The sequence below is a fragment of the Demequina lignilytica genome (genome assembly GCF_030418305.1).
Classification (GTDB): domain Bacteria; phylum Actinomycetota; class Actinomycetes; order Actinomycetales; family Demequinaceae; genus Demequina; species Demequina lignilytica.
In genome coordinates this window covers 97,630-111,744 of sequence record NZ_JAUHPX010000002.1, presented here as the reverse complement: position 1 = coordinate 111,744, position 14,115 = coordinate 97,630, and the positions used below count along the sequence as shown (strand labels likewise).

At 73.2% G+C, this 14,115-nt stretch carries 13 protein-coding genes; all 13 read left to right on the top strand.

The features are described 5' to 3' along the window. Nucleotide 1 precedes the first annotated feature (1 nt). The gene (locus QQX10_RS03825; RefSeq protein ID WP_301118362.1) at nucleotides 2-1,540 is read left to right on the top strand and encodes a UDP-N-acetylmuramoyl-L-alanyl-D-glutamate--2,6-diaminopimelate ligase; all 1,539 of its coding nucleotides are present in this window, start codon (nucleotides 2-4) and stop codon (nucleotides 1,538-1,540) included. Next, nucleotides 1,537-2,916: a UDP-N-acetylmuramoyl-tripeptide--D-alanyl-D-alanine ligase gene (locus QQX10_RS03820; protein ID WP_301118361.1), complete on the top strand. Its 1,380-nt coding sequence runs from the start codon at nucleotides 1,537-1,539 to the stop codon at nucleotides 2,914-2,916. The genes QQX10_RS03825 and QQX10_RS03820 overlap by 4 nt, the downstream gene beginning before the upstream one ends. After that, complete coding sequence (gene mraY, locus QQX10_RS03815) at nucleotides 2,913-3,998, top strand: phospho-N-acetylmuramoyl-pentapeptide-transferase (RefSeq protein ID WP_301118360.1); 1,086 nt, start codon at nucleotides 2,913-2,915, stop codon at nucleotides 3,996-3,998. Before QQX10_RS03820 ends, mraY begins: the two co-directional genes overlap by 4 nt. Continuing rightward, nucleotides 3,995-5,383 (top strand): UDP-N-acetylmuramoyl-L-alanine--D-glutamate ligase, encoded by a 1,389-nt coding sequence (gene murD, locus QQX10_RS03810; protein ID WP_301118359.1) that lies wholly within the window; start codon nucleotides 3,995-3,997, stop codon nucleotides 5,381-5,383. The genes mraY and murD overlap by 4 nt, the downstream gene beginning before the upstream one ends. 9 nt (nucleotides 5,384-5,392) lie before the next feature. Next, nucleotides 5,393-6,625, top strand: coding sequence for an FtsW/RodA/SpoVE family cell cycle protein (locus QQX10_RS03805; RefSeq protein ID WP_301118358.1), 1,233 nt, complete (start codon nucleotides 5,393-5,395; stop codon nucleotides 6,623-6,625). After that, nucleotides 6,618-7,721, top strand: coding sequence for a UDP-N-acetylglucosamine--N-acetylmuramyl-(pentapeptide) pyrophosphoryl-undecaprenol N-acetylglucosamine transferase (locus tag QQX10_RS03800; RefSeq protein WP_301118357.1), 1,104 nt, complete (start codon nucleotides 6,618-6,620; stop codon nucleotides 7,719-7,721). Before QQX10_RS03805 ends, QQX10_RS03800 begins: the two co-directional genes overlap by 8 nt. Next, nucleotides 7,718-9,079: a UDP-N-acetylmuramate--L-alanine ligase gene (gene murC / locus QQX10_RS03795; RefSeq protein ID WP_301118356.1), complete on the top strand. Its 1,362-nt coding sequence runs from the start codon at nucleotides 7,718-7,720 to the stop codon at nucleotides 9,077-9,079. The genes QQX10_RS03800 and murC overlap by 4 nt, the downstream gene beginning before the upstream one ends. A 142-nt stretch (nucleotides 9,080-9,221) precedes the next feature. Next, nucleotides 9,222-10,172 (top strand): cell division protein FtsQ/DivIB, encoded by a 951-nt coding sequence (locus QQX10_RS03790; protein ID WP_301118355.1) that lies wholly within the window; start codon nucleotides 9,222-9,224, stop codon nucleotides 10,170-10,172. A 198-nt stretch (nucleotides 10,173-10,370) separates the two neighbouring features. Beyond that, on the top strand, nucleotides 10,371-11,537 hold the full coding sequence (gene ftsZ, locus QQX10_RS03785) for a cell division protein FtsZ (protein ID WP_301118354.1): 1,167 nt from the start codon (nucleotides 10,371-10,373) through the stop codon (nucleotides 11,535-11,537). Continuing rightward, nucleotides 11,534-12,268: a peptidoglycan editing factor PgeF gene (gene pgeF, locus QQX10_RS03780; protein WP_301118353.1), complete on the top strand. Its 735-nt coding sequence runs from the start codon at nucleotides 11,534-11,536 to the stop codon at nucleotides 12,266-12,268. The genes ftsZ and pgeF overlap by 4 nt, the downstream gene beginning before the upstream one ends. A gap of 60 nt (nucleotides 12,269-12,328) precedes the next feature. Beyond that, entirely contained in the window at nucleotides 12,329-12,808 is a 480-nt protein-coding gene (locus QQX10_RS03775) for a cell division protein SepF (RefSeq protein ID WP_301144520.1), read from the top strand. Between the two features lie 21 nt (nucleotides 12,809-12,829). Continuing rightward, nucleotides 12,830-13,117 (top strand): YggT family protein, encoded by a 288-nt coding sequence (locus QQX10_RS03770; RefSeq protein WP_301118351.1) that lies wholly within the window; start codon nucleotides 12,830-12,832, stop codon nucleotides 13,115-13,117. Between the two features lie 109 nt (nucleotides 13,118-13,226). Beyond that, on the top strand, nucleotides 13,227-14,069 hold the full coding sequence (locus tag QQX10_RS03765; RefSeq protein WP_301118350.1) for a DivIVA domain-containing protein: 843 nt from the start codon (nucleotides 13,227-13,229) through the stop codon (nucleotides 14,067-14,069). Nucleotides 14,070-14,115: the final 46 nt, after the last annotated feature.

The following is a 14,115-nucleotide window of genomic DNA, read 5'->3' as shown; positions in this document are numbered from 1 at the left end:
AATGCCGGACCTCGCGATGCGTCCGATGAGCGTCGCCGGCGCACTGCTGTCCGCGATCGAGGCCCGGGTCGGAGGGGACCTGCGGGGCGCCGACGTCCGCCTCACGGGTGCGACGGTCGACTCGCGCGCGGTCGCGCCGGGCGACCTGTTCTGCGCGCTGCCCGGGGACAACGTGCACGGCGCGGCCTTCGCGGCGCAGGCCGCCTCCAACGGCGCGGCCGCGATCCTCACCGACCTCGCAGGCGAGGACCTGGCCGTGGCGACGGGGCTGCCCGTGCTGGTCTCGACGCACGCCCGCCGCTCGGCCGCGCTCGCGGCCGCGGAGATCTACGGCGACCCGTCGCGGAGGATGCCCGTCATCGGCGTGACGGGGACGAACGGCAAGACCACCACCTCGTTCCTGGTCGAGGGTGCGCTGCGGGCCGCGCACGCGACCGTCGGCCTGCTGGGCACCGTCGAGATGCGCATCGGCGAGGAGGCCGAGCCCAGCACCCGCACCACCACCGAGGCGCCGATGCTCCAGGGCCTGCTCGCGCGCATGGTGGAGGCCGGCGCCGGCGCCGCCGTGATGGAGGCGTCCTCGCAGGCGATCGCGCTCGAGCGCGTCACCGCCACCAGGTTCGCGGTGGTGCTCTTCACCAACCTGTCCTACGAGCACCTCGACTTCCATCACACGATGGAGGAGTACTTCGAGGAGAAGGCGCGGATCTTCACTCCGGAGTTCGCCGAGCGCGCGGTGGTCCTGGTCGACGACGAGTGGGGGCGCCTGCTGGTCGACGAGGTGACGGTTCCCGTGGAGACCGTCGCCACGCGCCCGGGCTCTCCCTGGGCGGACTGGAACGCGATCGACGCGCAGCCGACACCCACCGGGGGGATGCGGTTCGTGCTGGTCGCCCCCGACCGGTCGCGCCACGACGTGGAGATCGGCCTCCCCGGCCTCATCAACGTGTCCAACGCCGCCGGCGCGATCGTCTCCGCGCACGCTGCGGGCGTGCCGCTGGCTGACGCGATCCGCGGGGTCGAGACCGCGCGCCCCGTGCCCGGCCGCACGGAGATCGTGACCGTCCGTGACGCGACCACGCCCATGACGGTGGTCGACTACGCCCACACCCCCGACGGCATCGCGAGCGTGCTCGAGGCCATGCGGCTGGTGACCCCCGGACGGATCATCATCGTCTTCGGCTGCGACGGGCTTCGCGACGACTCCAAGCGGCCCGGCCTCGGCAGCGCCGCGGCGGCCCACGCCGACGTGGTCGTCGTCACCGACGAGAACCCCCGCACGGAGCCGCCCGATCACATCCGCGCCCGGATCCTCGAGGGCGTCGACGCCGAGCGCCCCGACCGCCACGACGTCCTCGAGATCTTCCCGCGCGTGGCGGCGGTCGAGGCGGCGATCCGCATGGCCGGTCCGGAGGACACGGTGATCGCCACGGGCAAGGGGCACGAGACCACCCAGGAGATCGACGGGGTGCACCACCCGTACACGGACGCCGGCGCGTTCCTCGCCGCCCTCGAGGCCGTCCGGGGTGAGCGCGCATGAGGCCCGTCACCGCGCAGTGGATCGCGAACGCGGTCGGCGGCGAGCTCGCGGCCGACGTCGACGCGCTCGTGATCGGGGTGGAGAAGGACTCCCGCGAGATCCACCCCGGATGGCTCTACGTCGCCTTCATCGGCGAGCGCGTCGACGGCCACGACTTCATCACCCAGGCCGTCGCGAACGGCGCGGTCCTGAGCCTGGTGTCGCGGCCGGTCGACGGACCTCACGTGCTCGTCGACGACGTCACCGCGGCGCTGGGCCGGCTCGCGCGGGCCTACCTGGCGCTGCTGCGCGCCGAGCAGCCGCTCACCGTGATCGGGATCACCGGCTCGAACGGCAAGACCACCACCAAGGATCTGCTCGCCCAGGTGCTGCCCGACGCGGTCGCGCCCGTCGGGAGCTTCAACAACGAGATCGGGCTGCCGCTCACGGTGCTCCGCGCCGACGCGACCACCCGTCACCTCGTGCTCGAGATGGGCGCGAGCGGCCTCGGTCACATCGCCTACCTCACGGACATCGCGCCGCTCGACGTCGCGGTCGGCCTGATCGTGGGCACCGCGCACATGGGGGAGTACGCGTCGCCGGACGATGTCGCGGTGGCCAAGAGCGAGATCGTCCGTGGTCTCATGCCGGGCGGTGTCGCGGTCCTCAACGCGGACGATGCGCGGGTCGCGGCGATGGCGTCGCTCGCCTCGCGCGCGGTGATGTTCGGCATCGGCCAGGGGGACGTCGCCGCGCTCGACCTGGGCAACGACCGCGGTCGCGCCTCGTTCGAGGTCCGGCTCGGGGGCGCGGACGGCGAGGTCCTCGAGCGGCGCACCCTGGCGCTCGTCGGCGAGCACCACGTGACCAACGCCCTCGCCGCTCTCGCGGTCGCCCTCGAGTGCGGCATCGAGCCCGCGCGGGCATGGGCGGCCGTCGCGGCCGCCGGACCGATCTCGGGCCATCGGATGGCGCTCACCGAGCGCGCCGACGGCGTCGTGATCCTCGACGACTCGTACAACGCGTCGATCGAGTCGATGCGTGCGGCCTTCCGGGCGCTCAAGCACGTCGCCGACGGCGGCCGCACCTTCGCGGTGATCGGCGAGATCCTCGAGCTGGGCGACCAGTCGATCGCGATCCACGACTCGCTCGGCGTGGACGTGGTGAGGCTCCGCATCGACCACACGATCGTGGTCGGCGACGGCGCCCGGCCCGCGTACGTCGCGGCGGTGCGCGAGGGCTCGTGGGGGGACGAGGCGCTGTTCGTCGCTACAATCGGCGAAGCCCGCGAGGTCCTCGATCGGATGCTCGCCCCGGGCGACACCGTGCTCGTCAAGGCGTCGCACGGCTCGGGCCTGTGGGAGCTGGCCGACGACCTGGTGGGAGGAGCGCGATGAAGGCGGTGATCTTCGCCGGAGGGCTCGGCGTCCTGGTCTCCATGCTGCTCACGCCGCTCCTGATCCGGTACCTCACCAAGAAGCAGTTCGGCCAGTTCATCCGCCAGGACGGACCCGCGAGCCACCACACCAAGCGCGGCACGCCGACCATGGGCGGCATCGTCATCATCTTCGCCGTGCTGGTCGCCTGGCTGGGCGGCAACCTCTTCGTGGGACGGGCGCCGAGCGTCTCGTCGATGCTCGCGGTGTTCCTCATGGTGGGGCTCGGGCTGGTGGGCTTCCTCGACGACAGCATCAAGATCTCGAAGGAGCGCTCGCTCGGCCTCAAGGCGCGCTGGAAGATCCTCGGGCAGGCCGTGGTCGGCATCTCCTTCGGCGTCCTGGCGCTGCAGTTCCCGGACGCCGACGGGCTCACGCCCGGCTCGACCGCGATCACGTTCCTGCGCGACACCTACGTCGACCTCGCCGTGTGGGGCCCGACGGTCGCGCTGATCCTGTTCGTCATCTGGTCGAACTTCCTGATCACCGCGTGGTCCAACGCGGTGAACCTCACCGACGGGCTCGACGGCCTCGCCTCGGGCGCCGCCGTCATCTTCTTCGGCGCCTACGTGCTCATCTCCACCTGGCAGATCAACCAGAAGTGCGGCATCGCGGACTCCGCGGTCAAGTGCTACGACGTCCGCGACCCCTGGGACCTCGCGATCCTCGCGGCGGCGATCGCCGGCGCCAGCCTGGGCTTCCTGTGGTGGAACACGAGCCCGGCGAAGATCTTCATGGGTGACACGGGATCGCTCGCGCTCGGCGGCGCGATCGCCGGCATGACCATCCTGTCCCGCACCGAGCTGCTCGGCGTGATCGTGGGCGGCCTGTTCGTGCTGGTGGTCGCGAGCTCCGTCCTGCAGATCGGCTGGTTCAAGATCTCGGGCGGCAAGAGGCTGTTCAAGATGGCGCCTCTGCACCACCACTTCGAGCTGATGGGCTGGGGCGAGGTGACCATCGTCACGCGCTTCTGGATCATCGCCGGCATGTTCAGCGCGCTCGGCGTGGGCCTGTTCTACGCCGAGTGGGTGGCCTCGCAGTGACCGATCCCGGCCACGACGTCGAGATCGGCGCCGGCACCCGGGTCCTCGTGCTGGGGGTCGGCGTGGCCGGCCGGGCCGCGGCCGAGGTGACCGAGGAGCTCGGCGGCACCGCGGTCACCGTGGACGCCAACGGCGCGGCGGACCACCGCGACGTGTCCGAGGTCGACCTCGGCTCCTTCGACGTCGTCATGTCCTCACCGGGCTTCCCTCCGCACTCCGACGCGGTCCGCGCGTGCGAGGCCGCAGGTCTGCCGATCTGGTCCGAGATGGAGTTCGCCTGGCGCGTCCGGCGTCCCGGCATCCCGTGGGTGCTCGTGACGGGCACCAACGGCAAGACCACGACCACCCAGATGGTGGGTGCCATCGCCGCGGCCGGGGGGCTCGACGTGCGCGTGTGCGGCAACATGGGCATCCCGGTGATCCATGCGGGCCGCGAGGAGTCCGACCTGGTCGCGGTGGAGATCGCGAGCCTCCAGCTGCACTTCGCCCACACCATCTCCCCGCACGCGGCGGTGTGCCTCAACGCCGACGACGATCACACCGACTGGCACGGCAGCCTCGAGGCGTACCGCGCGGACAAGGCGAAGGTCTACCAGCACGTGCGGGTCGCCTGCGTGTATCCCGCCGCCGACGCGCGGGTCGAGGCGATGGTCGCGGAGGCCGAGGTGGTCGAGGGCGCCCGCGCCGTCGGCGTCACCCTCGGACCGCCGGGCCCGAGCCAGCTCGGCATCGTCGACGGGCTGCTGCTCGACCGGGCCTTCGTCGCCGACCGCCACCGCCAGGCGGCCGAGCTCGGCGAGGTGTCGGACCTCGCCCACCTGGTCGCCGGCGACGTCCCGCCCTACCTCGCCACGAACGCGCTCGCCGCGGCGGCGCTGTGCCGGGCGGTCGGGGTGCCCCCCGAGGCGGTGAGGGACGGGCTCCGGGGGTTCCGGCTCGACCACCATCGTTCGGCGTGGGTCCGCGACCTCGACGGCGCGTCCTACGTCGACGACTCGAAGGCCACCAACGCGCACGCGGTGGAGGCGGCGTTCGGCGGCCGCGCCGACCGGTCGGTGGTGTGGATCGCGGGCGGGCTCGCCAAGGGGCAGACGTTCGACGCCCTGGTGCGGGCGATCGCGCCGCGGGTGCGCGCAGCCGTGGTGATCGGCGTGGATCCCGACGCGCTCCTCGAGCCGCTTGCGACACACGCGCCCGAGATACCGGTGGTCCGCATCGAGCCGGGGGAGGATGTGATGCGACGGGCGGTGATCGCCGCCCGCGGGCTCGCGCATGAGGGCGACACCGTCCTGCTGTCACCCGCATGCGCCTCGATGGATCAGTTCCGCAGCTACGCGGACCGAGGGGAAGCGTTCACCGCGGCGGTGGAGGCGATGGACCGCTAGGAGGTGACGATGACCGCGACCGAGTCCCGGCCGCAGAGCGCTGTCACCGCCTTCCGGTCGCCGGCCACCAGCTACTACCTGCTGGTCGCGGCGACCACGATCCTGGTGCTGCTGGGCCTCGCGGTCGTGCTCTCGAGCTCGTCCATCTCGTCGATCCGCTCGGGCTCCGGCAGCGCGTACTCCGGGTTCATCGTGCAGGTGATCGCGCTCGTCGTCGGCGTGGTCGCGCTCGTGGTCGGGTCCCGGATGCCCGTGATGTTCTGGAAGCGGATCGCGCCGTGGGTGCTCTTCGCGTCGATCGGTCTGCTGCTGATGGTGCTCGCCGGCGGCCGCACCGTCGGCGGCAACAAGGCCTGGATCGACGTCGCCGGCTTCAGCTTCCAGCCCTCGGAGTTCGCGAAGCTGGGCCTCGCTCTCTACCTGGGCGTGGTGCTCTCGCGGTTCCGCCACAAGCTCACCAACCTGCGTGACGTGTTCGTGCCGGGAGGCCTGGTGGCGCTCGGCGTGATCGGGCTGGTCCTCGTCGGCGGCGACCTGGGCACCGCACTCATGATGGGCGTCGTGGTCGCGGTCGCCTTCTGGGTCGCGGGCGCCCCCGCCCGCTTCTTCGGCATCGCCGGCGCGCTCGTCGGGCTCGGCGTCCTCGCGCTCGTCAACACCGGCACCACCCGCATCGCCCGCATCGTCGCGTGGGCGGAAGGGTCCTGCAGCGACGTCAACGAGTGCTGGCAGCAGACCCACGGCACGTGGGCGCTCGCCTCGGGCGGGCTGTGGGGGCTCGGCCCCGGCATGAGCCGCGAGAAGTGGGGCTACCTGCCGGCGGCCGACAACGACTACATCTTCGCGATCATCGGTGAGGAGTTCGGGCTCGTCGGCACGGTCGTGGTGCTGGTCGCGTTCGCGATGCTGCTGATCGCCGTGACGCGGATCGTCACCCGCAGCACGGACCGCTTCACGCAGATCGCCGCCGCCGCGATCGGCGCGTGGCTCGTGGTCCAGGCGTGCGTGAACATCGCGGTCGTGCTCCAGCTGCTCCCCGTGCTGGGCGTGCCGCTGCCGCTCGTGTCGTCGGGCGGATCGTCGCTGATCCTGTCCCTCACCGCCGTGGGCGTCCTCATGTCGCTCGCGCGCCACGAGCCGGGGGCGCAGGAGGCCTTCAAGGCGCGGCCGTCCGTCGTGCGCCGCTCGCTCGCGGTGGTCGCGAAGGGGACCCGACGCATGAAGGGACGGCGGCGTGGCTAGCCTGCTCCTCGCCGGCGGCGGCACCGCCGGCCACGTCAACCCCCTGCTCGCCACCGCGGCGGTGCTGCGCGAGCGCGGCCACCAGGTGGCGGCCGTCGGCACGCCCGACGGTCTCGAGGCGGACCTGGTGCCGCGCGCCGGGATCGAGCTGGTCGAGATCGAGAAGGTCCCGTTCCCGCGCCGGCCCGACGGGGCCGCGCTGCGCTTCCCCGGGCGGCTGCGGCGCGCCATCCGCGACTGCGAGGCCGCCATCGAGGCGCATCGGGCCGATGCGGTGGTCGGCTTCGGCGGCTACGCGTCGCCTCCGGTCTACTGGGCCGCCCGCCGCCGCGGGATCCCGATCATCGTCCACGAGGCGAACGCGCGTCCGGGCATCGCGAACCGTCTGGGAGCCCGCCTCACCGACCACGTGGCCGTGACGTTCCCCGGCACCCCGCTGCGTCATGCCACGGTGACGGGCCTGCCGCTGCGACGCGAGCTCGAGGAGCTCGCCGAGGTGTTCGCCGACGCGGACGCCCGCGCCGCCGCCGCCGCGACCGCGAGGGAGGCTCGCGGCTGGGCGGCCGACGCCCCCGTGCTGCTGGTGTTCGGCGGCTCGCTCGGCGCCGCCAGCGTCAACGCCGCTCTCGCGGGCGCGATCGCCGACCTGGTCGGCCGCGGCATCCACGTGATCCACCTGACCGGGCGCGGCAAGTCCGAGGGCGCGCTCGGAGCGCGCGCGGCGCTGCCCGCGGAGCTCGCCGCGCGGTACGACGTCGCCGAGTACTCGCACGACATGGCGGCGGCGTTCTCGGCCGCCGACGCGGTGGTGTGCCGCTCGGGCGCCGCCACGGTGTGCGAGATCGGCGCGCTGGGGCTGCCGGCTCTCTACGTGCCGCTCGCGCACGGCAACGGCGAGCAGGCGCTCAACGCGAGCGCCGCCGTCGGCGCGGGGGCCGCGACGCTCATCCCGGACGCCGAGCTGGAGCCCGCGAGGCTCGCGCGGGAGGCCGCGCGCATCGTCCTGGACGGCGGCGCCATGCGCGAGGCGGCTCGCGGGATCGGGATCGCGGACGGCGCCGCGCGCCTCGCCGCGCTGATCGAAGGCGCGCTGTGAGCGAGCGGATCCACTTCATCGGCGTGGGCGGCTCCGGGATGTCCGCGGTCGCGCGCCTGATCGCGGCGCGAGGCTACGAGGTGAGCGGCACGAACCTCGCGGAGACCGCCTACTTCCAGGCGCTGCGCGACGCAGGCATGGACGTGCAGCTGGGCCACGACGCCGCCCTCGTCGACGGCGCGGCGGCGGTCGTCGTGTCGACGGCCGTGCGCGAGACCAACGTGGAGCTCGCGCGTGCGCGCGAGCTCGGCATCCCCGTGTGGCACCGGTCGGAGGCGCTGGTGCGGGCCCTCGAGGGTCAGCGGCTGGTCGCCGTCGCGGGCTCGCACGGCAAGACCACCACGTCGGCGATGGTGGCGCACGCGCTGCACTCCAGCCGGATCGATGCGGGCTTCGCCGTCGGTGCGCGCGTGTTCGGCATCGAGGGCGCGGTCGCAGGCGGCTATGCGGGGACCGCGGGGATCTCGGTGCTCGAGGCGGACGAGTCGGACGGCTCGTTCCTGCGGTACCGCCCCGAGGTGTCGATCCTGCTCAACATCGAGCCCGACCACCTGGATCACCACGGCACGGTCGAGAACCTGCACCGCGCCTTCGCGGACTTCGCGGCGCAGTCGGGGACCGTCATCGCGTGCGTCGACGACCCGGTGGTGCGGCGGCTCGCCGACGCGGCCCGCGCCGGCGGCACGACGGTGATCACGTACGGCACGTCCGCCGACGCCGATGCGGTGGTGGACGCCGCCGGCATCACGCGCGGCGACCTCCGCGTCCCGCTCGCCGTGAGCGCGCCCGGCGCGCACAACCGCCTCAACGCCACCGCCGCGTGGCTCGCGGCCATCGAGATGGGCGCCGACCCCGTCGACGCCGCCGCGGCCTTCGCGAGCTTCGCGGGCACCGGTCGGCGCTACCAGCACCGCGGCGAGGCCCATGGCGTCACGGTGATCGACGACTACGCTCACCACCCCACCGAGGTCGCGGCCCTCATGCGTGCCGCGCGCGACGGGGGAGTGGCACGCATGGTGGTGCTGTTCCAGCCGGCGCTCTTCACGCGCACGCAGATGCACGCCGAGGCGTTCGGGCGCGCGCTGTCCGTCCCGGACGCCGACGTGGTGCTCGCACCCGTCCACGGCGACCGCGAGGACCCGATCCCCGGGGTCTCCTCGGCCTCGATCGCGGCGCACGTCGACCTGCCTGCGGGCTCGACCCTCACCCTCGCCGAGGATCTCGAGGACGCGGCGCGACTCGCGGCCGACCGGGCGCGAGCCGGAGACACGGTGTTCACCGTCGGGTCCGGCACCGTGACCCTCGCCGCCGACTGGATCCTCGACCGGATCCGCGCCCGCGAGGGCGGCGATGGCTGAGCGGCGTCCTCCCCGGCCCGCCACGGCACGCCCGCCGGCCCCGCGCCGCGCGGCACCCGCATCGGGCCGACCCGCGTCCGAGGCCGTTGCGGTGACGGCGAAGCCGGGCCCGTCCCCGCGTCCTCGCAGCAGCGGAGTCTCGGTGACGGCCGAGCACGAGTCCCTGGCGGCGCCCTGGCGACGGGGCGACGGCGAGCGGCGCGCGCGCCCGGCCGACGCCCGCACGGCCCCCGCCGCGCCGGAGGCGCGTGACGCGGGCCCGTCGGTGCGCTCCCGCGTGGCGTCCGCCCTCCACGTCGGGCGACGACGCGCCGCCCCCATGGTCGACGCGGCCGGCGCGCGCGTCGGCACCGTCACCACCCGGCTGCAGGCGCGCCTGCGGGAGCGTGCCCGTGCGCAGCGCCGCCTGTCCGCCGTGGTGTGGGCCCGCAGGGCCGGCTACCTCGCGATCGTCGGCCTCGTCGCGTGGCTCGTGCTCGCGTCGCCGGTGTTCGCGCTCGATCCCGCCGAGGTCGAGACCACCGGGTACGGCACCGTGGTGGAGCCGGCGGACGTGAGCGCCACGGTCGCGCAGTTCGAGGGGCAGTCGCTCGCGACCCTGAGCACCTCGAGGCTCGCCGATGCGCTGCGCGAGATCCCCGGGGTCCGCGATGCGGCCATCGAGCGCGTGTGGCCGGCGGGCCTCCTCATCGAGCTCACCTCGCGCGAGCCCGTCGCCGCCGTCCCTGTCGAGGACGGCTACGCGTTCGTCGACTCCGAGGCCACCACGGTCGGCCGCGCGGACGAGGCGCCCGACGACCTGCCCGTGGTGACCATCCCCGTCGGGGAGGACCACACGCGCGTGCTCGCGGCCGTGCTCGGGGTGATCAACCAGCTGCCGGTGGAGCTGCGGGACCGGGTCCAGGACGTCAGCGCGGGCACCGAGGACACCGTCACGTTCGAGCTCCGCGACGGGCCGCGAGTCGAGTGGGGGAGCGCGGAGGACTCGGCGCTCAAGGCCGAGGTCCTGCAGGTGCTGCTGGACTCGGGCCAGGCCGACGGCGCGACCGTGATCGACGTCTCCGCGCCGACGCTGCCGATCACCAGGAGCTGACCGGTCGCCACCGCCCGTGGCGCGACGGGGCGGTTCCCGGACGCGCGGCACCGAGGTCGGCGGGGCGCGGCGAGCGATTATCGGCACGCCGCGCGTGTCGCGCGCGGCAAGCGCCGCGACGGCCCGTAACTTCGACCTTGAACGACTTGACATAACTATAACTCTCAACTAGAGGGTTAAGGTTGAAAGGGAACGCACATGGCCGCACCGCAGAACTACATCACGCACATCAAGGTCGTCGGCGTGGGCGGCGGCGGCGTGAACGCCGTGAACCGCATGATCGACGTCGGTCTCAAGGGTGCCGAGTTCATCGCCATCAACACCGACGCGCAGGCGCTGCTGATGTCCGACGCGGACGTGAAGCTCGACATCGGTCGCGAGCTCACCCGCGGCCTCGGTGCGGGCGCCGACCCGGAGGTCGGGCGCAAGGCCGCCGAGGACCACGAGGACGAGATCGCGGAGGCGCTCCAGGGCGCCGACATGGTGTTCGTGACCGCGGGCGAGGGCGGCGGCACCGGCACCGGCGGCGCACCCGTGGTCGCGCGCATCGCGCGGTCGCTCGGCGCCCTGACCGTGGGCGTGGTGACGCGCCCGTTCGGCTTCGAGGGCCGGCGCCGCGCCGACCAGGCCGACGCGGGCATCGCGACGCTGCGCGACGAGGTCGACACCCTGATCGTCATCCCCAACGACCGTCTCCTGGACATCTCCGACGCGCAGCTCAGCGTCCTCGGGGCGTTCGCGGCGGCGGACCAGGTCCTCCAGGGCGGTGTGCAGGGCATCACCGACCTCATCACCACGCCCGGCCTCATCAACGTCGACTTCAACGACGTGAAGTCCGTCATGCAGGGCGCGGGCACGGCGCTCATGGGCGTGGCCAGCGCGCGCGGCGAGGCCCGCGCTCTCGAGGCCGCCGAGGGCGCGATCGCGTCCCCGCTGCTCGAGGCCTCGATCGAGGGCGCCCACGGGGTGCTGCTGTCGATCTCGGGCGGCTCGAACCTCGGCATCAAGGAGGTCGAGACCGCGGCCCGCCTGGTGCGCGAGGCGGCGCACCCCGAGGCCAACATCATCTTCGGCACGGTGATCGACGACTCGCTGGGCGACGAGCTCCGCATCACGGTCATCGCGGCGGGCTTCGACGGAGGCGCCCCGACGCGACGCGCGCACGAAGGCGCGCTGGGCTCGATCGAGTCCTCGCCCGCGCCGAAGGCCGAGGAGCTCGAGCCCGTCGACGCGCCGGTCGAGACCGACGTCATCCCGGCCAGCCCCTACGCCACCGCGGATGCGGGGCCGGCCACCGACACCATCCGCGCCGTGCCCACCAGGGAGTCCGCGGAGACGCTCGACGTCCCCGACTTCCTGCGGTGATCGACGCCGGTCTCCCCGTCCGGGCCTTCTTCACCACCCGTGACGGGGGGACCTCGGCGCCGCCGTACGACTCCCTCAATCTCGCGACGCACGTCGGGGACGACCCGGCATGCGTCGCGCGCAACCGCTCGATCGTGGCCGAGCATGCGGACGCCCCGGTGACATTCCTCACGGCCGAGCACGGCATCGCGGTCGCCCAGGTGTCCGCGCCCCGCGAGGATCCGGGGCCCGCCGACGTCCTGGTGACCCGCGTCCCGGGGCTCGCCATCGCCGCCATCGCCGCCGACTGCGTGCCGGTGCTGATGCACGACGAGCTCACCGGAGCGGTCGCGGCCGTCCACGCGGGCCGCGAGGGCCTGTACCTCGGTGCGATCGACGCCGCGGTGGCGGCTCTCCTCGACCTGGGTCCGGCGCGTCGGGAGCCCGGAACGCTCCGGGCCGCGATCGGACCCGCGATCTGCGGGCGCTGCTACGAGGTCCCGGGTGAGATGCAGGCGCGCGTCGCGGGCCGCCACCCGACGGCCCGCGCGATGACCCGGACGGGCACCCCGTCGCTCGACCTCCCGCGCGCGATCGAGACCCGGTTGGGCGAGCTGGGGTTCCGCGAGGTCATCCGCCGACCCGAGTGCACGCGCGAGGAGCCCGGCCTGTTCTCCCATCGCCGCGACGGCGTCACCGGCCGGATCGCGGGCGTGATCGTGTGCGCGGGGCCCGGCGTGTCGCTCCGCTGATGGGCCGCGCGGCGGCCGTACCGTGAAGCCAACGATTCGTCCGCACCACAGGGGGTCAGAATGAGCGCACTGCGCAAGGCGATCCAGTACCTCGACTTCGATGTCAACGAGCAGGAGGAGTACGACTACGCCGAGCCCGAGCTCGCGCCCGTGACGAACCTGCACGACGTGTCCGAGGTCAAGCAGTCCGGTCCTCGCACCGGCGCGGTCAAGCACGCGCGGCCGGCTCGCGAGCATGCCGCGTCGACGGCCCAGGCGACCGACCTGCGCCGCATCCAGACCATCAAGCCGCGCACCTACAACGACGCCCGCCTGATCGGCGAGGCCTTCCGCCAGGGCGTGCCGGTCATCATGAACCTCACCGAGATGTCGGACGCGGACGCGAAGCGCCTGGTCGACTTCTCCGCGGGACTGTCGTTCGGGCTGCACGGCTCCATCGAGCGCGTCACCACCTCGGTGTTCCTGCTCTCGCCGGCGCACGTGGAGATCGGCATCGACGAGGAGCCCGCGCAGGACCACGCGTTCTACAACCAGGCCTGAGGCCCGGGGTAGGCTCGCCCCGTGAGCCTCATCATCGACGTCCTGATCTTCATCCTGACGCTGTTCCTGATGCTGCTGTTCGCGCGCTTCGTGATCATGATGGTCGCGTCGATCGTGCGCGACTGGAAGCCCACCGGCGCGGGCCTCGTGGCGGTCGAGTCGGTCCTCACCGTCACCGACCCGCCGATCAAGCTCGTGCGTCGGATCGTGCCACCGCTCAGCATCGGCGGCCTCCGCCTGGACCTCGGGATCATGATCGTGATGCTCGGGACCATGATGCTGCGGTGGTACCTGAGCCTGCTCGCCTGACGCCCGCGCACGGCTCTCAAGTGCGTGCCGATACTGCAATGGGTAAAGTGACAGATTGACAGCATGGCCGGTTCTACCGGCCCCGATCAGACTCGAGGTGGAAGTCGACATGGCACTGCTGACCGCCGAGGACGTCCTCAACAAGGCCTTCTCCAAGACCAAGTACCGGGAGGGCTTCGACCAGGACGAGGTCGACGACTTCCTCGACGAGGTCGCGCACTCCATCTCGCAGCTCACCGCGGAGCGGGACGAGCTCGCGGCGCGGCTGCGCGAGGTCCAGCAGGGCGGCGGCGCCGCGCCGGCCGCCGAGGCCCCGGCCACCGACGCAGGCCTGCTCCAGGCCGCGACCGACCCGAACCCCCCGACCCCGACGGGCATGCTCGCGATGGCGCAGAAGCTCCACGACGAGTACGTGGCCGCCGGCGAGGAGGAGAAGGAGCGCCTGGTCGAGGAGGGCAAGGCGAAGGCCGAGTCCATCGTCGAGCGTGCCGAGAACGACGCGCAGGCCCGCATGGACCAGCTGAACTCCGAGCGCGCGCTGCTCGAGACCAAGATCGACGACCTGCGCCGCTTCGAGCGCGACTACCGCTCGCGCCTCAAGTCGTACCTGAGCAACCTTCTCGACGACCTCGACCACGCCGAGGGCACCGCCCCCGCGCCGGCCGCGCCCTTCGTGGGCGAGGAGCTCATCGAGGAGCCCGCCGTCGAGGAGACCGTCGAGAGCTTCGGCGAGGAGACCCCCGCCGACGAGCCGGTCGACGAGGCTCCCGCTTCCGAGGAGCCCGCCGCGGAGGCCGACGCACCCGCCGAGGACCAGCCGGAGGAGGAGTCCACCTCCTCGCCGGCGCTCGGCACCCCGTACACGCCGCCGACGACGCAGTTCGGCGGGTCGTACACCCCCCAGCAGCCGTGGGCGCCCACGGCTGACGGGGACGCAGAACCCCGCGCCTGAGAGAAACCCCTGGACGAAGCGCCGCGCCCACGGGCGCGGCGCTTTG

Coding starts and splice junctions, on each gene's coding strand:
- QQX10_RS03805 (WP_301118358.1), top strand. CDS start 5,393: ATGACCGCGACCGAGTCCCGGCCGCAGAGCGCTGTCACCGCCTTCCGG.
- QQX10_RS03820 (WP_301118361.1), top strand. CDS start 1,537: ATGAGGCCCGTCACCGCGCAGTGGATCGCGAACGCGGTCGGCGGCGAG.
- ftsZ (WP_301118354.1), top strand. CDS start 10,371: ATGGCCGCACCGCAGAACTACATCACGCACATCAAGGTCGTCGGCGTG.
- mraY (WP_301118360.1), top strand. CDS start 2,913: ATGAAGGCGGTGATCTTCGCCGGAGGGCTCGGCGTCCTGGTCTCCATG.
- QQX10_RS03825 (WP_301118362.1), top strand. CDS start 2: ATGCCGGACCTCGCGATGCGTCCGATGAGCGTCGCCGGCGCACTGCTG.
- QQX10_RS03765 (WP_301118350.1), top strand. CDS start 13,227: ATGGCACTGCTGACCGCCGAGGACGTCCTCAACAAGGCCTTCTCCAAG.
- QQX10_RS03775 (WP_301144520.1), top strand. CDS start 12,329: ATGAGCGCACTGCGCAAGGCGATCCAGTACCTCGACTTCGATGTCAAC.